The sequence below is a fragment of the bacterium genome (assembly GCA_021372515.1).
Taxonomy (GTDB): domain Bacteria; phylum Gemmatimonadota; class Glassbacteria; order GWA2-58-10; family GWA2-58-10; genus JAJFUG01.
In genome coordinates, this window is sequence record JAJFUG010000197.1 from 1 (window position 1) to 21876 (window position 21876).

The 21876-nt window shown below is 66.3% G+C and carries 17 protein-coding genes; all 17 read left to right on the top strand.

Annotated elements, in window-relative coordinates; all coding sequences use genetic code 11:
* A partial coding sequence (locus LLH00_17680) for a sugar transferase (protein MCE5273111.1) occupies positions 1–881 on the top strand: 881 nt, incomplete at its 5' end.
* Between the two features lie 537 nt (positions 882–1418).
* Complete coding sequence (locus tag LLH00_17685) at positions 1419–2237, top strand: 3'-5' exonuclease (protein MCE5273112.1); 819 nt, start codon at positions 1419–1421, stop codon at positions 2235–2237.
* 87 nt (positions 2238–2324) lie between these two features.
* Complete coding sequence (locus LLH00_17690; protein MCE5273113.1) at positions 2325–3848, top strand: outer membrane beta-barrel protein; 1524 nt, start codon at positions 2325–2327, stop codon at positions 3846–3848.
* Between the two features lie 82 nt (positions 3849–3930).
* Positions 3931–4395 (top strand): hypothetical protein, encoded by a 465-nt coding sequence (locus tag LLH00_17695; GenBank protein MCE5273114.1) that lies wholly within the window; start codon positions 3931–3933, stop codon positions 4393–4395.
* Positions 4396–4541: 146 nt separating this feature from the next.
* Entirely contained in the window at positions 4542–7121 is a 2580-nt protein-coding gene (locus LLH00_17700; GenBank protein ID MCE5273115.1) for a TIGR03960 family B12-binding radical SAM protein, read from the top strand.
* Positions 7122–7286: 165 nt separating this feature from the next.
* Entirely contained in the window at positions 7287–8837 is a 1551-nt protein-coding gene (locus LLH00_17705) for an Rne/Rng family ribonuclease (GenBank protein ID MCE5273116.1), read from the top strand.
* A 104-nt stretch (positions 8838–8941) separates the two neighbouring features.
* A complete protein-coding gene (rplU, locus tag LLH00_17710) occupies positions 8942–9397 on the top strand; it encodes a 50S ribosomal protein L21 (protein MCE5273117.1) in 456 nt (151 codons plus the stop codon).
* A 47-nt stretch (positions 9398–9444) separates the two neighbouring features.
* Entirely contained in the window at positions 9445–9708 is a 264-nt protein-coding gene (rpmA, locus tag LLH00_17715; protein ID MCE5273118.1) for a 50S ribosomal protein L27, read from the top strand.
* Positions 9709–10767: 1059 nt separating this feature from the next.
* Positions 10768–11148, top strand: coding sequence for a dihydroneopterin aldolase (folB, locus tag LLH00_17720; protein MCE5273119.1), 381 nt, complete (start codon positions 10768–10770; stop codon positions 11146–11148).
* An 11-nt stretch (positions 11149–11159) separates the two neighbouring features.
* Entirely contained in the window at positions 11160–11618 is a 459-nt protein-coding gene (gene folK / locus LLH00_17725; protein ID MCE5273120.1) for a 2-amino-4-hydroxy-6-hydroxymethyldihydropteridine diphosphokinase, read from the top strand.
* 4 nt (positions 11619–11622) lie between these two features.
* The gene (gene panC / locus LLH00_17730; protein MCE5273121.1) at positions 11623–12486 is read left to right on the top strand and encodes a pantoate--beta-alanine ligase; all 864 of its coding nucleotides are present in this window, start codon (positions 11623–11625) and stop codon (positions 12484–12486) included.
* Positions 12487–12563: 77 nt separating this feature from the next.
* Complete coding sequence (locus LLH00_17735; GenBank protein ID MCE5273122.1) at positions 12564–14006, top strand: hypothetical protein; 1443 nt, start codon at positions 12564–12566, stop codon at positions 14004–14006.
* Between the two features lie 118 nt (positions 14007–14124).
* Entirely contained in the window at positions 14125–16386 is a 2262-nt protein-coding gene (locus tag LLH00_17740) for a tetratricopeptide repeat protein (GenBank protein MCE5273123.1), read from the top strand.
* Positions 16356–18497, top strand: a complete 2142-nt coding sequence (locus tag LLH00_17745; protein ID MCE5273124.1) for a tetratricopeptide repeat protein — start codon at positions 16356–16358, stop codon at positions 18495–18497. The genes LLH00_17740 and LLH00_17745 overlap by 31 nt, the downstream gene beginning before the upstream one ends.
* Before the next feature lie 44 nt (positions 18498–18541).
* Complete coding sequence (locus LLH00_17750) at positions 18542–20785, top strand: tetratricopeptide repeat protein (protein MCE5273125.1); 2244 nt, start codon at positions 18542–18544, stop codon at positions 20783–20785.
* 207 nt (positions 20786–20992) lie between these two features.
* Positions 20993–21415 carry a hypothetical protein gene (locus LLH00_17755; GenBank protein MCE5273126.1) on the top strand — a complete coding sequence of 141 codons (423 nt, stop codon included), beginning with the start codon at positions 20993–20995 and terminating at the stop codon, positions 21413–21415.
* 76 nt (positions 21416–21491) lie between these two features.
* The gene (locus LLH00_17760; protein MCE5273127.1) at positions 21492–21701 is read left to right on the top strand and encodes a hypothetical protein; all 210 of its coding nucleotides are present in this window, start codon (positions 21492–21494) and stop codon (positions 21699–21701) included.
* Positions 21702–21876 lie beyond the last annotated feature (175 nt).

The window sequence follows — 21876 nt, forward strand, 5'->3', positions numbered from 1 at the left end:
CGGTGGACTGCCCCTCAACCGATGAAGCGCAGGACAAATCCCCGGCGGTCTGCCTGGAGGAACTGCCGGTCCTGGCCCGCAGGTGCAGGGCCGACCTGGTGCTGCTCGACCCGGAGGGCATCCGTCCGTCGCGCTGGCTGAGCCTGGCCGACAAGCTGGCCGCGGCGCGGGTGCCGCTGCGCCTGTTCACCGGCGCTGAGCCGGGCCCGCCTCTGGCCCTGGAGCAAAGCCCGGAGGGCGGCGCGCTGGCCGCTCTTGCCGAGCCGCTGGGGCCGTTCAGCGCCGCGCTCAAGCGCGGCCTGGATATCTGTGTGGCCGCAATCGTATTGCTTATCGCCCTGCCGCTGGGGGCGCTGGTGGCCTTGGCCGTGCGGCTTTCCAGCCCCGGCCCGGTGTTCTACGTGCAGGAGCGCGTGGGCCGCAACGGCCGCCCGTTCCGGCTGCGGAAGTTCCGCTCGATGTTCCAGGAGGCGGAAAGTGTCAGCGGCCCGGTCTGGTCGGAGCCGGGGGACAGGCGCGTGGTGCCTGGAGTGGGCGGGTTTATCCGCCGCACCGGGCTGGATGAGCTGCCACAGTTCTGGAACGTGCTGACAGGGGACATGTCCCTGGTGGGGCCGCGTCCCGAGCGGGCCTTTTTCTTCGACTCCTACCCGGACCTCTACCGCGGACGGCTGGCGGTGCGCCCCGGGCTCACCGGCCTGGCCCAGGTGAGCTGCCGCGAGTCGACCAGCGTGGAGCTGAAAGTGCGCTACGACCTTTTCTATATCCGCAACTATTCCCTGGCCCTCGACCTGGCGATCCTCTGGCGCACCTCGGTGATGCTGGTGCGGCAGGAGTGGGAGGTGTTGCGCGGCCGCAACGGCGAGGGTGGCGAGAAGTGATAGAGACGGCGTTCAGCCGATGCAGTTGGGCACGGTGCACCGTGCCCCTACATTAAAAGACTGCGGAAGTCCAAGCTTCGGAGCGCCTTAAGAAGGCTTGGTGATCCTAAGAACAACCCGCTGCGGCTCGCAGGCCGCCGCAGTTGTCTTTGGGGGCCGCGCATGTCTGAGCCTCCCGCCGGGGCAGCGTGTAATAGCGCTCGAAACGGCAGGGGTTGGTTATTCTCCGCTGTGGGGCGGCGATTGCGCGGCAGGAACGGCGAGGGCGGCGATAAATAATGGAGTCCGTTTCTCCTGTGTCCCCAGGCCGCCGCTTTTGCCTTGGTATCCCGCGGGTTTCCAGCCGACATCGCGGAAATTATATTTGCTGTGAGTGAGATTGTCGTAGGGGCGGGATATATCCCGCCCGAAAGGTTTTTCGGGCGGACACACGGGTCCGCCCCTACATGAAAGGCTAAGACAAAAAGGCCGGGCGAACACGAGGTTCACCCCTACGGAAGGCAACGGGTTTCCGTTGATAGAGAAAGGTTTTTCAGTATGCCCCACGCCCCTGGATCGCTGAGCGCCGAGCTGGCCCTGGAGCTTCTTGCCGAGGGCCCCTTGAGCGCCGCTGAGGTCTGCCGCCGCGCCCTGGCCGCGCAGAGCGGTCTGCCGGAGGCCCTGGCCGCGCGGCTATGCGACACCCTGCTGGGCGCGGACCCGCGTTTCGTGCGCCTGGAGGGCGGCCTTTGGGCCCTGGCCGTGGCGCCCTCGGCTATTCGTCCCCTGGCCGCGCAGTCGTTCGTGGTGGTGGATGTGGAGACCACCGGGTTCAGCCCGCCCGCCGACCGGGTGATCGAGCTGGGCTGCGTGCGCGTGGAGGCGGGAAAGGTGGTGGACCGTTTCGAGAGCCTGATCAACCCGCGCCGCCCGGTGCCCGGGCCGATCACCAGCCTGACCGGGATATCCTGGTCCATGCTGGAGGGCCAGCCGCTGTTCGGCGACCTCTGCGAGCGCTTCCTCGGGTTCCTGGGTGACAGCGTGTTCGTGGCGCACAACGCCCCGTTCGACTGGCGTTTCATTCAGAGCGAGGTGCAACTGGCCGCCGGGCGCAAGCTGCTCAACCCCTGCCTGTGCACACGGGCCCTGGCGCGGCGTTTTCTGCCCGAGCTGAGCCGGCGCAGCCTGGATGAGCTGGCCCATTTCTACAACCTCGAATTCCAGGGCCGCCACCGCGCCCTGGGCGATGCCCTGGTCACGGCCCAGGTGCTGCTGCGCCTTCTGGAGCGGGCCTCGGAACAGGGTTTCGCCGACCTCGGCCGCCTGCTGGAGCACCTTCAACCCGCGCGCAAGCGGAGCGCGAGCAGGAAAATTTAAAGCGCGCGCCCGTTTATACCGACTTAGAGACTTAGCGGAAAGCCTCTCTTTGCGCCAGCGGCAGAGTCACGTTCAACGGACAGGGACATGAAAATAAAGCGTTGCGCCGGAACACTTCTCATCCTTCTGGGGCTGGCCCTGGCCGCCCCTGCGCCCCGTCTGGCGGCCCAGCAGCTCCCCTGTGTGATGGTGGTGCCGGGACGGTTTGTCAACGTGCGCAAAGGCCCGGGCACGGGCTACGACCAGATCGCCACCCTCTACAAAGGCGACCGGATGGAGGCCGAGCGCAAGTACCGCAACTGGCTGCGCGTGGTGCTGGATGACGGGCGGATCGGCTGGGTGCGCGAGGACCTGGTCCAGCCCTTCGATTCGGTCAAGCTCCCCCTGACCGATGAGCAAGCCGACAGCCTCAAGGCCGCGGTGGACTCCGGCTCCGGCCGGATCAACGCGCTCCAGGACAGCTCCACCGCCCTGCTGGGCCGCATCCGCAACCGCGAGGCCGAGCGCGACACTATGCTCAGCCTGCTGGGCCTGAGCGCGATGCCGTCCCTGGACACCCTGGAGAAGAAAGACACCGTGGTGGCGGCTCCGGTCATGCCGCCCCCGCTGCCCGGCAGCCAGGCCAGTGTGCTGACCCTTTCGCGCGAGGAATACCCCGAGCGGTTCAGTTTCACTCCTCTCCTCGGGGTGCTGCTCTCGGACGGCAACTCGCTGACCGCAGGCGGGATGTCGCTGGAGCGCAATTTCAGCCGCGAGTTCGCCTGGAAAGCCCAGGTCGCGTTCGCCCGGATGGACCCGGAGGTGAAAGGTAGCCTGGGCGGGGATTTCGAGCACGTGTTTGTCACCGGCGCTCTGGTCTACAACTGGAGGCCCGGCAACCTTCTGGTGCCCTACCTCGAAATCGGCAGCGGTGCGGTCTACACCCAGGCCGCGGACAGCTCGTTCACCGCGCTCGACCTCACGTTCGGCGCGGGGTTCCGTTTGTTCCTCACCCCGGACCTCGCCCTGCGGGCGGGCTACCAGGGCCACGGCATGCTGGCCGAGGGCAACCGTATCCTGCAACTGGTGCAGGTGGGGGCCTCGCTGCACGTGCCGCCCTACCACGGACGCCAGGCCGGCTGGCCCAAGGGCGAAATCTACCTTCTGCCCACGGCGGGCTGGCAGATGTTCAGCCGCCGCTTCGCGGCCAACGGCGCCCCCTCGGCCGGGCTTTCCGTCGGCTACCGCCTGTGGGAGCGCCTGGCGTTCGAGGCCGGGATGCTCTGGCAGAAGATCGACCTGAACGACGGCCTGGAGGGCCTGGGGCTGAACGGAATGGAGCTGACCGGACGGGTGCTCTATTACCCCTGGGGCGGCTACAGCGGGCCGTACCTGACCGTGGGCGGCGGAGCGCTCAGCCTGGGTGGCGGCGGGCGTCCCCCCGAGGGCACCACCCGCTACGGCCTGTTCCAGTACGGCGCCGGGGCGGACCTCTACCTGGGGCGGTCGGTGGCTCTGCGTGGAGAGATGCTGCACCTGGTGTACTCGGATGTGCTGCCGCTCAGTCAGGACGGATCGGTGGGGGCGGCCAGCGCCCTGCGCGCGGGCGTGGGCCTGCGGGTGATGTTCTGATCTTCTGGTTAAACAAATGCAGGGGCGCACCCGTGTGTGCGCCCGGGCGGCCACATGGGGCCGCCCCTACGATGGATGGCGGATGGTGAGGATAAAGATCGACAGATTGCTTTTGACTTTGTCCGCTGTGGCGCTGGCGGCCTGCCTCTTGCTGTCCGGCTGCGGCGGAGACAAGGGGCTCAAGGTCGAGCCGGCGGCCGAGAGTGTCCAGGGTGTCTGGGAGGGCAGCCTCAGCCTGTCCACCGGCGGCGATACCACCCACCAGAGAAGCAGCCTGCGCCTGGAGTTCGTACAGCGCGATTTCATGTTCGACGGTCTGGTGCTGCGCACCGATCCGCTGGCCGGCTCGTTCGGGGCCGCGCGCGTGGACACGTTCCTGGTGAGCGGCGGCTCGGTCTCCACCACCTTTGTCTCGTTCAGCACGCGGGCCCTGGACGGCAGCGGGACTCCGGCCGTGTTCGAGGGCCAGCTGGACGGCGAGTCGTTGGGTGGCACGGTGGTGGGCGGTGTGTTCAGCGGACAATGGCAGGTGCGGTTTCTGTACTGATTTGTCAGTAAATTCTTGACTTTACCTCCGTTGCCGTTAGATTAGATTCAGTTTCATATTGCAGTACGAGGCGAGTTGACGGTTTTTTTGCAGGATCGTGAGGACGAGCCGGGAGATCGGCTCATTTTTTTTGGCTGCGGGTGAGGATGAATAAACTGTTCGAAACGCTGGAGCGCAAGGTCCTGCCGTTCGTGTCGCGCCCGGGGCGCTACACCGGGGGCGAGGCCGGCCCTCCCGAGCCGGAGCGCGGCCCGGTGAGGCTGCGCCTGGCCCTGGTCTACCCCGACCTGTACGAGGTCGGAATGAGCAACCTGGGCCTCAAGATCCTGCACGCCGTGGCCTCGAAAGTGAATGGGGTGGCGGTGGAGCGTGCTTTCGCCCCCTGGCCGGACATGCAGGAACGCATGCGTGCCGCCTCGGTGCCGCTGTACGGACTGGAAAGTTTCACCCCGCTGAAAGATTTTCATCTGGTTGGGATCACCCTGCAGAGCGAACTCACCTACACCAATATCCTCAGTGTCCTCGACTTGTCCGGCATTCCGGTTCTGGCCGCCGAGCGGGGGGAGAGCGATCCCCTGGTCTGCGCCGGCGGGCCCTGCGCGGTCAACCCCGAGGTGCTGGCCCCGTTCTTCGATTTCTTTGTCCTGGGCGACGGTGAAGAGACCCTGCGGATGGTCCTGGAGAGGCTGCTTGGGCTGCAGGAGCGCGGAGCCTGCCGGGCGGAGCGTCTGGCGGTCCTGCGCGGTATCCCGGGTGTGTATGTTCCGGGCGCCGAGCCGCCCTCCGGCGGCGACAGCGTGGAGGTGCGGCGGGTGCATGCCTTGGAGCCTGAGGCCGCTCCGGGGCCGTTCCCGGCGCCGCTGATCGAGCTGAGCCAGCACCATCTGGCAGTGGAGATCATGCGCGGTTGCACCTGCGGCTGCCGGTTCTGCCAGGCCGGGATGTTCTACCGTCCGGTGCGCGTGCGCGACGTGGAAAGCATAGTGGAGGCGGTTCGGCGCGGCATCCGCGAGGCGGGCTGGGATTCGGTCACCCTTCTGTCGCTCTCTGCGGCCGACCATCCAGCGATCACCGAGCTGGTGACCCGGCTGCTGCCCGAGACCCGCGCCGCGGGCGTGCGTCTTTCCTTCCCCTCACTGCGGGTGGACAGCCGTATCCTGCCGCTGCTGGAGGAGCTGGAGCAGGGCAAGAAAAGCGGGCTCACCTTTGCCGTGGAGGCCGGCAGCGAGAGGCTGCGCCGGGTGATCGGCAAGAAGGTGGAGGAGGAGGACCTGGTCCATCTGGTCGAGGAGGCCTACCGCCGCGGCTGGAACCTGGTCAAGCTGTATTTCATGGTCGGCCTGCCCACCGAGACCGCGGCGGACATAGATGAGATCGCGCGCCTGATCAACCGGATCGCCTCCCTGGGACGCGGCCTGCCCGGGCGACGCAGCGTGAACATCACCGTTTCTCCTTTCGTGCCCAAGCCAGGAACCCCCTTCCAATGGGAGGCCCAGGACCGTCCCGAGGCGACCCGGGAGAAAATCGAGCGTATCCGTCGCCAGGTGCGCTCCAGGAACGTGCAGGTGAAGTACCACGAGCCGGAGTCCAGCGCCCTGGAGGGCGTCCTGGCCCGCGGAGACCGTCGCCTGGCCGCTGTAATCCTGGCCGCCTGGCGTAGCGGGGCGCAGTTCGACGGCTGGTGGGAGTATTTCAGCTGGAAACGCTGGCTGGCCGCGTTCGAGGCCTGCGGCCTCGACCCGGCCGAGTTCATGGCCTCCCGGGAGCCGGGTGCGCCGCTGCCCTGGGCTTTCGTGCGCCAGCCGGTGAGCGGAGAGTTCCTCGCCTCCCAGCGCGAGGCGGCTTTCCGGGCCGAGAACGTGACCGACTGCCGGGAGGGCCGCTGCCACCTGTGCGGGGCCGAGGAAGCCTCTCTCTGCCGTAGCCTGCGCAGTGTGGAGAAAGCCCCGGAGGACAGGGAGGGCAAGTCCGATGTCGCACCGCCGCGGATCAACCTCCTCACTCCCGAGACCGACCGCCGTCTCTGGCGGGTGCGCTACGCCAAGCTGGGCCGCCTGCGCTACACCGGCCACCTGGACATGGTGCGCAACATCGAGTTTCTGCTGCGGCGCTCCGGGACTTCGGTGCTCTACAGCGGCGGGTTCACACCGCGCATGCGGCTTTCTTTCTCGCCGCCGCTGCCGCTGGGCCTGGAGAGCCGGGCCGAGTATTTCGACCTGGAGACCCTGCCCCTGGCCGAAAGCGAGCTGCGGGCCGCCCTGGAGCGTGCCGCAGCGCCGCTGGGCGGGTTCGAGCTGCTGGAGCTGAAGGCCATGCCCGCCGGAGTGCTGCCGCCCCTGGCTCAGGACATTGTCGCCGCGCTCTGGAGCGCGCGCCTCGAAAGCGGAGAGGCACCCTCCGGGAGCGACGACTGGGAGGCGTTCATCGCGGCCCGGCGTCAGGCGCTCCTCGACGAGGGGGGGGTGCTGGAGTACACCGACCGCAAGGAAAAGGCGCACCGCCTGGACCTGCGCGCCGCGCTCGGGACAGTGAGCGTGGAGACTGAGGCCGGTGGTGGAGTGCGGCTTGATTTCCGCCTCGACCTGCAGGGCGAGGCTGCCTGCCGCGCGGACCGGTTCTTGCAGTATGTGCATGGATGCGGCCCCGAGACAGCGGCCGCCTGGTGCATCCGCAAGGAGACCGCTTTCTGCGCGGACCCACGCCGGAGCCAACCTCTGGATTTCTGATTCGTGGAAATCGGAAGATGAGTTTGACGGCGCGGTGAAAACTGTGTTAAATTGATCCGGGAGTGTTTTTGCGAACATAAATCCCGGAAGCGGCAAGTGCTGCCCGGCCAAGGGCTGAGGCGCGGCCGCCTGAGGTTCAAGAAGGAAGGATTCAGGAATACATTTATGGGAAACCAGCAAGGACCCAAAAGCATCAAGCGTGACATCATTATTTCCGTGGGTCTGAAACAGACCCGCGCCGCTATCCTCGAGGACGGCCGTCTGGCCGAACTGCTGATCGACAGCGACAGCGACAAGCGCATGGTGGGCGACATCTACAACGCCATCGTGCGCAAGGTGCTGCCCGGCATGCAGGCCGCGTTCGTCGACATCGGCCTGCCCAAGCAGGCTTTCCTGCACGTCAGCGATATCGGCGATGACCTGTTCGAGTACGAGCTGGACGAGGACGAGCCGGAGGAGGAGCGCGGCGGACGCCGTCGCAAGAAAATCCAGGCCATCCAGGACCAGTTGAAAGAGGGTCAGCAGATCCTGGTCCAGGTGACCAAGGAGCCGATCGGCACCAAGGGCCCCCGGGTGACCACCGAGGTCTCGATCCCGGGACGGCTTCTGGTCTACGCGCCGTTCGAGAGCCGCCTGGGCATCTCGCGCAAGATCGACAACCAGGCCGAGCGCAATCGGATCAAGGACCTGGTGCGCAAGATCATCACCAAGCGCGAGGGCGTAATTGTGCGCACCGCGGCCGAGGACACGCGCGAGGAGGATTTCCGCAACGAGTACGAGCAGCTCAAGAGCCTCTGGCGCAAGGTGCGCCGTCAGGCCAGCCAGAGCGAGGCCCCGGCCCTGGTCTACCGCGAGACCAAGCTTATCAGCGGCCTGCTGCGCGACATTTTCAACGAGCGCGTGGACTCTCTGGTGATCGACGACAAGGAGGAGTTCAAGCAGGTCAAGAGCTACCTCAAGATCATCGCCCCGGGGCTCACCGACCGTATCCAGCTTTACACCAGCGCGGTGCCTCTCTTTACGCACTCGAACCTGGATGACGAGGTGCGGAAAATATTCAACCGGCGGGTCTGGCTGAAAAAGGGCGGCTACATCGTGATCGAGCAGACCGAGGCCCTGGTCTCAATCGATGTCAACACCGGGCGCTACACCGGGGAGAAGGACCAGGAGGAGACCATCCTGCGGACCAACATCGAGGCGGCCCGCGAGATCGCGCGCCAGGTGCGCCTGCGCGACCTGGGCGGGATCATTGTCTGCGACTTCATCGACATGGAGAGCAAGACCAACCGTCAGGCCGTACTGGATGAGCTGCGGCGCTGGCTGAAGTACGACCGGGCCAAGACCAAGGCTTTCGATGTCAGCCAGTTGGGCCTGATCGAGATGAGCCGTCAGCGGGTGCGCTCCAGCCTCTATCATAGCCTGAGCGAGCCCTGCCCGACCTGTGAGGGCCGCGGACGGATATTCACCCCGGAGGTGATCGCCACCGAGATCGAGCGCGTGGTGCGCAAGGTGAGCGCCGAGGGGGGCGAGAAACAGTTGCTGGTGCGGATTCACCCGGTGGTGGCCCTGCATCTGATGGAAAAGGAGCAGGAGGTGATGCACCTGCTGGAGCAGCAGACCGGCATAGAGCTCAAGCTGCGGGATGACCCGATGATGCAGATGGATGCCATCTCGGTTTACTCGCTGCCTTCTCAAAAACAGATCAATGTCAACTGAGAAAATTATGTTGACAGGTCTCGGAAGGGCCTTTATTTTTAATTTTTATGAAAATAACAGGTCCCCGGAATACTGAAACGCGGGTAAAAGGAGCCCTTTTCTCGATGTACGCGATAGCCAAAAGTGGTGGCAAACAGTTTAAAATCGAGCAGAATTCGAAGGTCAGGGTGCCGACCCTGAAAGCCGCGGTCGGCGATACAGTGCGCCTGGACTCGATCCTGCTGCTCAGCCACGGCGACACTGTCGCCGTGGGCGCTCCGTTTGTCGAGGGCGCTTACGCCGAGGCGCATGTGGTGCGTCACGGCCGTGCGGCGAAAATCCGTATCATCAAGTACAAGCGCCGCAAGAATTACCGTCGCACCATCGGTCACCGTCAGGGTTACACCGAGCTGCTGATCGATGCAATCATGGAGCAGGGTGCTGCCGCCGCGGTCGAGGAGCCGAAGGAGGCCCAGTCGGCTGAGGTCGAAACGGCCGAAGCTGGCGAGGCCAAGCCCCGCCGCAGCCGTCGCAAGAGCGCCGAGGCGTCCGAGGGCGAAACCCCCGCTCCGGCCGAGTGAATCACAGGCCCTTCCGACTGAAACCGAATTGACGCAAGGAGTCACAGATGGCGCATAAAAAGGGCGTGGGGAGCTCCCGGAACGGGCGCGACAGCCAGAGCAAACGCCTGGGTGTGAAAGCTTACGGCGGCGAGAAAGTCAGCGCCGGCACGATCATCATCCGTCAGCGCGGCACCAGGATCCATCCAGGCCTGAACGTCGGCCTGGGGCGTGACCACACGATTTTCGCCTTGGTGGACGGTGTGGTGACATTCGAGCACAAGACCCGGGACAAGAAAAAGGTCTCGGTTTATCCGCCGGCCGAAAACTGAGCGGAGTTTCATGAGAGCGAGTATAAGAGGGGCTGTCCGAAAGGGCGGCCCCTTTTTGTTTTGTGCGGCAGAATATGTCGGGCGAGAGGCGGGGCCGTGCGTTTAATCTCCAATCTTCTGCTGTCTACGGCATTTGCAGGGGCGCGGTCGGCCGTGCCCTTTTTCATGTATTAAACCCCCCGCAATCCCCCTTTTCCAAAGCAGGGGGAGGTGTTAGCCCGGGCTTTTGTTTCCCCTTAGCAGGGGGTAGGGGCAGTAATGTCCGGTTAGGAAGTTGCAGGGAGGAGCGAAAAAAGATAGGCGGGCACGGCAAGCCGCGCCCCTGCGGGGGAAATGCGGCCGTTTACGGCACAGCGCGTATCCAGGTCTGCGGCGGCCTGACTGCCTTCGGGAATAGCTTCTGTTTCCGGGCCTTGTTCCCAGGCGGCCCGCAGGACCGTCCGGGGCCGTACTGTCCGAGCCGCGTACGAGAAGCGGAGTATACTCCCCGTGCACAGCGGAGGCAGATAAAGCCCCCGAAGCCGGGCGGGCAATCAGCGTCAGCGTCACCCCGCAACACTGGCAGCGTGCAGAGGGGCGCCGCGCACAGCGCGGGCAGAAGAAAAGCCATGGCTAATGCGAGTTTACGGCCCCGAAGCGTCTTTTGGTCCTTTTCCACAAGCCGGAAAAGGACAAGAAAGTAGTTGCCTGTCGATTCCGCGATGCATTTTCCTAACCGGACATTACTGGGGTAGGGGGGGATTTATCCAAGAAAAATTCAAATTCATCATTGTAACGGCGATTGGCCACCCAAGCGTCAGTGTGTGTAAAACTGGCACGGTGCAACGTCCCCCGACGTCAAAACGGCCCAGCCGATTACCTGCTCATCGCCGGAATGTCCCTCGCGGCAAATCCTCCGGATTCCATTTCCCCGAATTGTGTTAGAAAAGTGTACTTTGTAGAATCTTTGCTCCAGACAGCCACGTATCCGTTGACAGGGACGCGTCGCCCGTTTAAAATATACATAGGTATAAAGCATTCAGTATAATTAACTTTCCAGTCAGCCGGAGGGCGACTCCCATGGACCGTCTGACCCTGCGCGGCATGCAGTTCTACTCCCATTCCGGCATCCACTCCTTCGAGCGGGATGTCGGCCAGTTGTTCGAGATCGACCTCGATTGCTGGCTCGACCTGACCCAGGCCTCCTGGTCCGACCGTCTGGCCGACACGGTCAACTACCCGCTGCTGTTCTCCATGGTGAAAGAAATAATGGAGAAAAGCAGTTTCAACCTGATGGAGCGTCTGGCCGGAGAGATCGCCCGCCGCACGCTGGAGGAGTTCCCGGTCAACCGGGTCACCGTGCGCTGCCGCAAGCCGCGCGTGCCGGTCAAGGGGTTCATCCAGTGCGCCGAGGTGGAGCTGACCCGCAGCTCGCGTCCGGTCGAGGGGGCCACGGAGTAGGGGAGTGGTCAGTGTCCGAGGAGTGCGTGTTTGTCAGCCTGGGCTCGAACCTGGGTGACAGTTGGGGCTATATCCGCCGCGCCACGGCGCTGGTGGCGGCAATGCCCGGGGTGAGACTGACCGGCCGCTCGCCGCTTCGACGCACGAAGCCGGTGGGCCTGACCACCCAGCCCGATTTTGTCAACCGGGTGCTGCGGCTGAGCTGTGAGACCGGGCCGGAGCGGCTTTTGAGCGGCCTTCTGGCCGTGGAGTTGCGGCTCGGCCGGCAGCGGCGCGTGCGCTGGGGCCCGCGCACGATCGACCTGGACATTTTGTTCTACGGTGACCTGGTCCGGAGCGGGGAAACGTTGACCCTGCCGCACCCGGAGGTCTGGAACCGTCCGTTTTTCCTGGAGCTTATTTCCACACTCGACCCACAGTTCCTGCGCCGCTGGCCGCAATACAGGCCGCAGGCGGGACAGAGGCAGTGAGGGCATGATTACAGTCGACACCAAACAGAAGGTCCGTCAGGCTGTGGCCGCGGCCCGCAGCCGCGGGCTGGGCGTGGGCCTGGTCCCCACCATGGGCTACCTGCACGCGGGCCACCTGAGCCTCATTCGCCTGAGCCGTGAGCTGGCCGGGTTCACCGTGGTGAGCCTGTTTGTCAACCCGACCCAGTTCGGTCCGGGCGAGGATTTCGAGCGCTACCCGCGCGACCTGGAGCGCGACACCGCACTGGCAGGGAGCGCCGGGGCCGACCTGTTGTTCGCCCCGCCGGTGGGCGAGATGTACGCCCCGGACGCCTCGACCTATGTGAACGAGGAGTCGGTCAGCGCCGGGCTGTGCGGGGCCAGCCGACCGGGCCATTTCCGGGGCGTCGCTACAGTAGTCGCCAAGCTTTTCGGTATCGTGGACCCGGACGTGGCCGTGTTCGGCCGCAAGGACTTGCAGCAGCTCACCGTGCTGCGCCGCATGGCGCGCGACCTGGACATGCGGGTGAGGATCGTGGGAGCGCCCATAGTGCGGGAGGCGGACGGGCTGGCGCTCAGCTCGCGCAATGTCTTCCTGGCCCCTGAGGAGCGCGCCCGTGCGCCGCACCTCCAGCGCGGCCTGGCCGCCCTGGCCGGGCGGGTCCGTCAGGCCAGGGCCGGCGACGACCTGGAGCCCCTGCTGGCCGGGGCCCGCAGCGGGATCGAGGCCGCCACCGGCGGGCGGATCGACTACCTGACCGCCGTGGACAGCGCGATGCAGAAAGTGAGCCGGGCCGGCGACTGCCGCTACATCGCCGCGGCCCTGTTCCTCGGGCGCACCCGCCTGATCGACAATGTCGCCTTGCGGCCGGATGAGGAAACAGAATGACAACATTCCGGCTGTTGCCGGTGTAACAAAAAAAGAAGACAATCCGGGGCGTCAGGCCCCGGTCAAAGGAGAGCCCGGTGAGCGAAAAGGATAAACCCCAGTTCAGCCGCAACCTGGAGATCGACACCTCGCCGCTTGAGCGTCGCACCCAGCCGCGCTCCGCGGATTCCCCGCTTTCCGGCCAGGCGCTGACCGCTGAGGAGAAAAGCCTCTATTTCAAGGTCGAGGGGGAAAAGGTCCTCCAGATGCTGGCCCTGGAGATGTCCCGTCCGGAGCCCGACCCGGCCGCGATAATCCTGCTCCGGGACCTCAACCGCACCTGGCGCACCCTCTGGCGCGGGGATGACAGTTTCCCGGTGGGGCCGTTCAGCGAGATGTTCGAGCTGGCCTTTTCCATCCTGTCCTCCCTGGCCCTGCTCGGCCGCAAGGTCTCGCTCGAGGAGCGGATGCTGCTGGATGACCTCAGCCAGGAGATGTCGCGCCTGGTCTCGGGTACGGCCAGTATCGCCTGCCTGGAGGCTTGCCGCCGGCTGATCGAAAAAGTCGCCCCGCTGGCCGACAGGCTGAAAGAGGAGTCGATGGGCTGGAGCGAGAAAGCTCCCCGTGCGCAGACTATGGACAGAACGGAGACGCCCGGGCGTGGCGCTCCGGCGAGGCAGGATACCTCCGCGGACGGGGCCAGGGCCGATATTACCAGCTCGGTGGATGAGTGGTTCGACCAGGTGACTCGCCTGATGGTCCAGCCCCTGGCCGGAGGCGGCGCCGAACCGGCCGGAAAGGCGCGCCCGGACAGCCCGGTCCACCGCCCGGCGGCGCGCAAGCCCGAGGAAAATCCGTTCCGGAACGCCCAGATCGGGCTTTTCGCAGGCGAAAAAAATACCGCTCCGGCGGCGGAAAAATTCCCCCTCCCGAAAGTTTCTCCAGCCGCACAGCCGTCAGCGCCGAAAGCTGCGGCTCCCAGGGCCGAGGCCAGACGTCCAGCCGAAGCACTCCCGGTCCGTCCCGCGCCGACCGCAGCCGCGCACCCTGCCGCGACAGACAGGCCGAAAGTGATAATCGGTCCCGAGACGGTGAACCCAGGCGCATCCAAGACGCCTGTGCCGGCCCCCAAGCCCGTGAAACCCGCCCCGGCGCCGGAGAAAAGCCTCCGGACGGAGACAGCGCTCCCGGAGCCGGAGCTGAACGAAATTCCAGTCGCGGAGTGGTTGCCCGAGCCGCCCGCCGAGGTGCTCAACTATTTCCGCGAGCTGTCCGACATCACCCTCGAGGTGCTGAGCCACAACCTTACCGAGCTGTCGGGCCCCACGGGACGGCGCGAGGTGCGACTGGCGGTCACCTACCTGGATGACCTGCTGGCCACGGCGCGGGATTTCGGCCTGGAATCGAGGTTGCCGTCCGCCGAGGGTCTGCGCGAGAGCCTGGCCGGGTTTGTCGCCGGGCCGCAGTCGGGCCGTAGCGCCGACTCGTTGCGCCGGCGGGCGGCCGAGTTCGGCGAGAAACTGCGCAGCAGCCTGAACTGACGCGAGCGGTGAAGGGCCTGATTCTTGCAGCAGCCGGGGCGTGGCGATCCCCGGGGTCCGCTGGACCCTGTTTTGCTCGACCTCAGCGCGGCTCAGACCCGTCCGGATGCACCAGCCGATGAGCGATAAAGCCAGGCTCCTCAACGTATTGACCGTTATTCTGCTCCCGCTGCTGCTGTATCTGCCCTCCCTGGGCAACGGCTACGTGGGCTGGGACGACGGTATCATCCTGAACGACCCCTCCATCCGCTCTCTGGCGCCCGCCGACCTGGCCCGTCTTTTCCTGCCCCGCGCCGGGGGGACACTCACCTGGCAGCCGATGCGCAGCCTGGCTTTCGCCCTGGTCTATGCGGCGGACGGCCTGCGGCCGGAGGGCTACCTTGTTCTCAATATGCTGCTCTACAGCCTGACCGTTTTTCTGTTCTACCTGACCGTGCGACACCTGTGCTCCCTGTTCCCGGAACAACTGGAAGAGCGCCGGGCCGGGTGGGTGGCCCTGTCAGCCGCCGCTCTTTTCGCGGTCCACCCGCTGCACGTGGAGGCTGTCTCCTGGCTGCAGGGGGGCAAATTCAGCCTGCTGGCCGTGTTTTTCCTGGGGGCGCTGCTGAGCTGGCTGCGTTTCCGGGCCAATGGGAAACTGTCCAGCCTGGCCGCCGCTTTCGGCCTTTTTGTCTGCGCCCTGGCCAGCCAGCCCCTGGCCGTGGCGCTCCCGCCGCTGATTCTGGCCGCGGAGTTCATGTTGCCGCCTCCGGCGGAGACGGCGCCCTCGGCCAGCAAGCGTTTACTGGCTGCGGGAGCGTTTTTCCTGCCCATGCTGGCCGTGGCCCTGCAGGTGCTTTTCCTGTCCACGGTCACGCACGCCTCGGCCGCGCAGACCCCGCTCGTTGCACGCCTGGTCATGCTCCCGTCGCTCTGGGCCGCGTACCTGGCCAAATTTTTCCTGCCGGTGAATATCTGCTGCCGCTACCCGTTGAGCGTGCCGCTCTCGCCGCCCTGGGCGGGCGGCGGCCTGGGCGCGCTGGCTGTGGCGGTTTTCGCCTGGCTGGTCCTTCGCGCCTCCGGCAAGGCCAGCCGTCTGGCCGGGTTCGGCCTTCTGTTCGCCGGACTGACTCTTCTTCCCACCTCGGGCCTGGCGCCCACCAGCACCCTGATGGCCGACCGCTACCTGTTCCTGCCCTCGCTGGGGCTGAGCCTGGCGCTGGGCCTGGCCGCGATGCAGGTCTTCGCCTGGGTCGAGGGCAAGGGGAGAGGGCCGGCCCTGGCCGCGATCCTGTCCGCTGGGATTGTCCTTCTGGGCCTGGGCGCGGTCAGCCTGCGCCGTCAGCTCGACTGGCGCGGCCCGGTCAGCCTCTGGAGCCGGGTGCTGCAGGTCTATCCGGGCCACGACCTGGCGGCCAGTAACCTGGCCGAGGCCTACCTGAAAGTAGGCAACCTGGCGGCCGCGGACAGCCTCTACCGACGTAGCCTGAAAATCAATCCCGCCAACGGGGACGCCTGGGGCAACCTGGGGGCGGTGCTGCGCGCCGAGGGCGATTCGGCCGGGGCGCTGGAGGCGCTCGAACGGGCTGCAGTCCTGCGCCCGGACCGCGGGGCGGTCTGGGTCAACCTGGCCAACAGCTACGCCGCGCGGGGACAGGATTCCCTGGCCCTGGACGCTTTCGGGCGCGCCCTGGAGCTGAAAGACAAATGGGAGTGGCAGGCGCGCTACAACCGGGCCAAGCTTTGGCTGGCCCAGGGGCGCAGCGGGCCGGCCCTGGAGGAGATCGAAAGCGTGGCCCGCACCTGGCCCGGCCAGATCAACGCCGCGGCCTGGCTCGACCTGGGACGGACCCTGGATGGTCTGGGACGGGCCGGCCTGGCAGTGGAGCTGCTGGAGCTGGGGCAGAACGAGAGCGGCTTCGACAGCCGCTGCCTGCAGCTCCTGGGCAACCTTCAGCTCGTGCAGGGGCAGACCGAAAAGGCCCGCGCCAGCCTGGAGCGCGCCCTGCGTGATGATCCTCAGTCCTGGCAGAGCCTGGTTCTGCTCGGCTCGGCCTGGCAGCGGAGCGGTGATTTCGCGCAGGCGTCCTCTTGTTTCGAGCGGGCGCTCGGCGCCCCCGGGGCGGACAGCTTGCGCGTGCTGAATTACCTGGCCCTGGCCCTGGCCGCCGGAGGGCAGGAGAGCCAGGCCCTCGATGCCTGGCGCCGCTGCCTGAGCGCCGACCCCTCCTTCATCGAGGGCTGGGTCAACCTGGGCCTCTACCTGCGCGAGCGCGGCCACGAACAGGCCGCCCGTGCCAGCCTGGCCCGCGCCCTGGCCCTCTGCGGCGACACGCCCGCCCTGGCTGACCTGCGCGCCAGGCTGAACGGGTGGCTGGAGCAGAAAACAACCACACCCTGAGGCTGAATGGCATGACGAGCGAACCGAAAACAGACAATCCTGACCCGTCCCCAGCCTGGGACCGCTGGCTGTGGGCCTTGCTGGCCGCGGCTCTGGCGGTCTACCTGCGCGGGATTAACTACGGACTGGTGAACTGGGACGACGCCCTGGCGCGGCGCGAGCTTTTCGCCGACGGGCTGAGCTTGGCACAGGTCGTCCGGTTCTTTTTCCCTGCCGGCGGGACCACTTGGCAACCGGTGCGCGAGCTGGCCACGGCCCTGCTGGGAGTGCTGCCGAGGGCCTGGGGCTGGGCGCCGTATCACGTTTTCTCTGTCGGCCTGTTCCTGGGGAGCGTGACCCTGCTGTATGCCTTTCTGCGGCGGCTGTTCGCGCGGGAGAGGTTCGGCCTGAGCGCCGGCACCGCCGCCCTGGCGGCCCTGACCGGGAGCCTGGTGTTCGCCCTGCACCCCTCTCACACCGAGGTAGTGGCTTGGACCTTGGGCCAGAAAGATGTCCTGGTCGGATTTTTCTTCATCGCCTGCCTCTATTTCTACACTCGCTCCGAGTGGCCCGCAGGGTGGGAGAGGCTGCTCTGCCTGGTCTGCTACGGCCTGGCCCTGGGCTCGAAACCCTCGGCGGTCAGCCTGCCGCTCGTCCTGGCCGCCTACGACCGGTTCTTCCGGCCGGAGAGCCTCTCGGGACGCCGCCGGGGTGGGACACTGGTTTTCTACGCGCTCCTTCTGCTGCCGGCAGTGGCGGCGGGGCTGTATTTCATCGGCACCACGGCGCGCACCGGAGCGGTGCTGACCGAGGGCGGCCTGTCCGGGCGACTGGCGCGGGCGGCCGGGGCGCTTGCCTTTTCGGCGCTCAAGCTGGTCCTGCCCCTGAATCTGGTCCACCGCTACCCGGCGTTCGATTTCCGGGGCGCGGCCGATTTCCGTCTCTGGGCCAGTCTGGGCGTTTCCGCAGCCCTGCTCGGTGTGACAGCGCAGGCCGCGCGGCAGCGGCGGCCCTGGGGCTTTTTCCTGGCCTGGTTCGCCCTGGCCCTGCTGCCCAATATGAACCTGGTGCCCATCCGCATCGAGCGCGCCGACCGCTATTACTACCTTTCTTCATACGCGTTCTCGGCCCTGGCGGGCTGGGCTTTCGCCCGGCTGTACCAGAACGCCGGCCGCTGGAGAGCGGCCCTGGCCGGGGCGGGGACCAGCGCGGCGCTGGTCCTGGCCGGACTGTGTTTCGTGCAGGTGGGGTACTGGAAGGACGGCCCCGCGCTGTGGGGACGGGTGGCGGCCCTGTACCCGCAGATGCCCCTGGGGCATGTCATGCTCGGGAACTCGTACCTGCAGCAGGGGCAGGATGAGCAGGCCCTGCGCGCTTTCGCCCCGCTTCTGCGGCAGAACCCGCCCAACCTGGCCGCACTCGGCGGCTCGGCGGTGGCCTTGGCGCATCAGGGACGGTTGCGCGAGGCGCGCGCTTTTCTTGAGCTGGGAGTGAAACTGGCCCCGCAGGACCCCGGACTGAACGTCCCCCTGGCCCGCCTTCTGATCCGCGAGGGCGACTACAGACGGGCGGACAGCCTTCTTGAGCGGATCCTGAGCCACGATCCGGAAGCGACTGAAGCCCGTCTGGCACGCGCCCGCCTGTGCGCGCTCAGCGGACGGGCAGGGGAGGCCTTGGATATCTATCGTGCGCTGGACCCGGGCCGCCTGGATGTGGACGGCCTGGAATTCCTGGGGGCGCGCAGTTTCGGGGACGGAGACTATACGCGGGCGGAGGGGTATTTCCGGCGGGTGGTGCAGCTCCAGCCGGCTCTGGCCCGCGGCTGGAACAACCTTGCCGTGGCAGCCGAGAACCGGGGCGATCTGTCACTGGCCGACACGCTTTACGCCAGGGCCGCGGCCCTGGACAGCCTGTACGCGGATGCCCTGTTCAACCGGGGAAACGTGCTGCTCAAGCTGGGCCGGACCGATTCGGCGCGCGTGCTCTACGCGCGGGCCGACAGCCTGAGCGGCTGCGCCGACCCGGCGGTGGTCATGGCCTTGGGACGCGCCTGCCTCGCCGCGGGTGACAGCGCGGCGGCTGCCGCCTGCGCGGCGCGCCTGGAAAAGCTCGCGACTGAGAGAGCCAAGTGAGCGGACAACCTGTTCATAGGGAGCCGGGTGGTCGCAGTAGCCTCATGGAACGTTTCCCGGGCGGGGCCGCGGGACTTCTGCTCCTGGGACTGACCGTGGCTGCGGTCCTGGCGGTCTACGCGCAAAGCCTGGGTTTCGGCATGGTGAACTACGATGACGCCCTGGTGAACCGCCCGGAATGGCGTCACTTGCGCGAGCTCTCCTGGGACGGGGTAAAGCGCATTTTCAGCCTTCACGAGGGCGGCGCCTACCAGCCCTTGCGCGACCTGGCCTTCGCGCTGGTCTGGCGTCTGCAGGGCGCCGGACCGTTCGGCTTCCACCTGTTCAACCTGCTGTTCTACGGGCTGAATCTGGCCGCGGTGTTCGTGCTGCTGCGCCGCCTGCTGGGCCTGACTCCCGGATTCGAGGCTCCCCGCACCCGCGACCTGTACGCCTGGGCCGGCACGCTGCTTTTCGCCGTACACCCGGTGCACGTGGAGGCGGTGGCCTGGGTCGTTGCGAACAAGGAACTGCTCTGCGGACTGTTCTGCTTTCTGAGTTTCCACGCCTGGCTGCGCAGCCGCGAGGCAGGGCACAGCCGGCTCTGGTACGCCCTGGCCCTGCTTTTCTTTTTGCTGGGCCTTCTGTCCAAGCCCACGGCGGCGGCGCTGCCGCTGGCCCTGGCTGTGTTCGAGCTCCTGAACCCCGGCGCCGCAGAGGGTGAGCGCCACTGCGGCCTGCTGCGTCGCATGGCCCGGCTGGCCCCGTTCGCCGCGCCGGTGGCCCTGGCCGGCCTCTACTACGTGTTCCGCAGCACCGCGTTCACCGGCAGCTTTCTGCAGGACAGCCTGCGGGTGCACATCCTAAGCCTGGCCTCGGTGCTGGCCAAGTACGTCAGGATCGTCTTTCTGCCGGTCAACCTATGCAACAGCTACCCGCCGCCGTTTTTCTCCGGTCGGTACGACTGGCGCCTGGCGGCCTACCTGGCTCTGGATACCGCCCTGTTCTGGGGCCTGTGGTTGTCCGTGAGGCGCGGCGAGCGCATGGTCTCTTTCGGGCTGGCGTTTTTCCTTCTCACCCTGCTGCCTGTTTCGGGCCTTCTGCCGATCAGCATCTTCATGGCCGACCGCTACCTCTACCTGCCCTCTTTCGGGGCGGTGCTGGCCGGGCTGGTGCTGCTGCGCCGTTTGGAGCAGAGTTCTCCGGCCCGGCGCCGCATTCTGGTTGCCGCCGGAGCCCTTGTGTTGGCCGCCCTGACCGTGCTTTCCACGGCGCGCTGCCGCGCCTGGCGGGATGGGGTCAGCCTGTGGGGCTCGGCGGCGCGCACCTACCCGAATTTCCAGTTCAATTTCTATGGCCTGGGCGCAACATATATGCAGCTGGGCCGTGACGATGAAGCGCTGGATGCGTTCCGCGTGGTGAACAGTTTCAAGGAACATCTGCGCGCCACCCTGTACAGCGGCCAGATCTACGAGCGACGGGGCGACAGCCTGGCCGCACGTCAGGCTTTCCGGCGCAGCGTGGAGCTGTACGGGGAAACGATGGGCAAGCCGGAGCTTCTGGCCGAGGCCTGGCGCGGCCTGGGACGCCTGGACAGCCTGGCGGCCCTGGCCGGGAGGGCGAGCGACGACCGGGATGTCCGCGGGATAGCCATCCGCGAGGCGGACCGTCTGTTCGCCAGCGGTGACTGGAGCGCCGCGGCCATTCTCTACGGGGCCTTGCCGGTGCGTTATCTCGATGCCGAACGGCTGGAGCGTCTGGCCGCGGGCTGCTATGCCTCCGGCCGGTACACCCGGGCGCTGGACCTTTTCCGGGCGCTGCGCGACAGCTCGGCCCACCCCACGGCCGCGGCCTGCAACAACGTGGGCGTGGCGCTGGAAGCCCTCGACAGCCTTCAGGCTGCCCAGAGCGAGTACAGCCGCGCCCTGGAACTCGATCCGCGCTACCCGGACGCCCTGTTCAACCTGGGCAACGTGGCCCGCAAGCAGGGCCGTCCGGCTCAGGCCCTCCAGTGTTATGACCGGGCCCTGGCGCTGGAGGGGAGCCGCCTGGATGTCGAGCTGGCCCGCGGACTGGCGCTGCTCGACCTGGGGCGCGGCGTCGAGGCTGCAAGCGTGTTCGAATGGGTGCTCAAGGCGCGGCCCGGCGCCTCCGAGGCCCTTCTCGGCCTGGCGGATGCTCTCTGGCAGTCGGGACGCCGTGACAAGGCAAGTGAAATCTACCGCCGCTGTGACGCTGCAATGCAGAATCCTCCCTCACGGGTCCTGGAACGCCGGGGCCGCGGGGCGGATGTTTCCCCGAAAAATTAAAGCCCACCACTCTGCATTCCGATTCTATCATAAGGAACCGGTGCCTGGACTGCCGAGCCGCAGGATGCGGCCGGGCGGGACCGCAAGGGCGCCGGTGGAGCGCGCTGACTGGTCTGGCACAGTCACCCCACCCTCCTGGAACTACAGTTCCGGCCGGTGCGTTCCGGGAATCAATCAGGGATGATCTCAGGGAGAAAGGGATTTCTCATGGGAAACAAGCTGCTGCTTGTCATCGGTATGTCGTGCCTGCCGTCGTTGTTCTACCTGTTCTATGTCCTGTTTCGCCGTGGGCGCAGGCATCTGAGCAAATCGGCGTTAAGGATCGGCCACGACAGTATCGTGCAGATCCTGCTGGCGGCGCTGGCCATATTCTGCTTCCTGCTGAGCGCCACTTTCGCGGGCTGGCTCTTGTTCTCGCACGTTCCGTACTATCACCTTCAGAAAGCCCTGGTCCTGTCGGTTCTCTTTCTGCTTCTGGGTGTGTTCTGCATCCAGGTGTTGCAGTTTATCCGCCTGCAGGGCCGGCCGTCCCAGCCGAAAAGCCGTCCGGAGCCCCGCGCGCGGACCAATCCGGCGGCCCGTCCGGTCCAGAACGGGGCCTGGCTGACCAGCGGGCAGCGGGGCCGGTAAAATGCTCCGGCAGGACTTGAAAGTCGGTCCGGCCGGCTTTAACTTAATATAGCGATCAATTTACAGGGACAGCACCATGGCCGACCTGACAAGCATGGATTTGATGGGAACGGAAGAGGAAACCTCGGAAGAGAGTCACTCTTTCGATGAGCTGCTCGATTCATCGAGCAAGGAGTTGGAGTGGCTCATCCCGCCGGAACAGTTCGTCGATTTCTGGGTCGCCGGGATTTTCCTGCTGGTCGGCACCTGGCAGATCATCACGATAATGTTCCTGATGCTGCAATAGAGAGAGCCTGACGTAAACGGACCGATCTGAAGCCGCACCCACCACGGGTGCGGCTTTTTGCCTCCGGCGGTATGCCAATTGCCCTTATTACAACTCGGATTCCGCTGCCGATCGGACAGACAAGGTGTGAGGACAGCCACTGGCTGAGCTTGCAGGTCTTTGACCGACAGAAGCC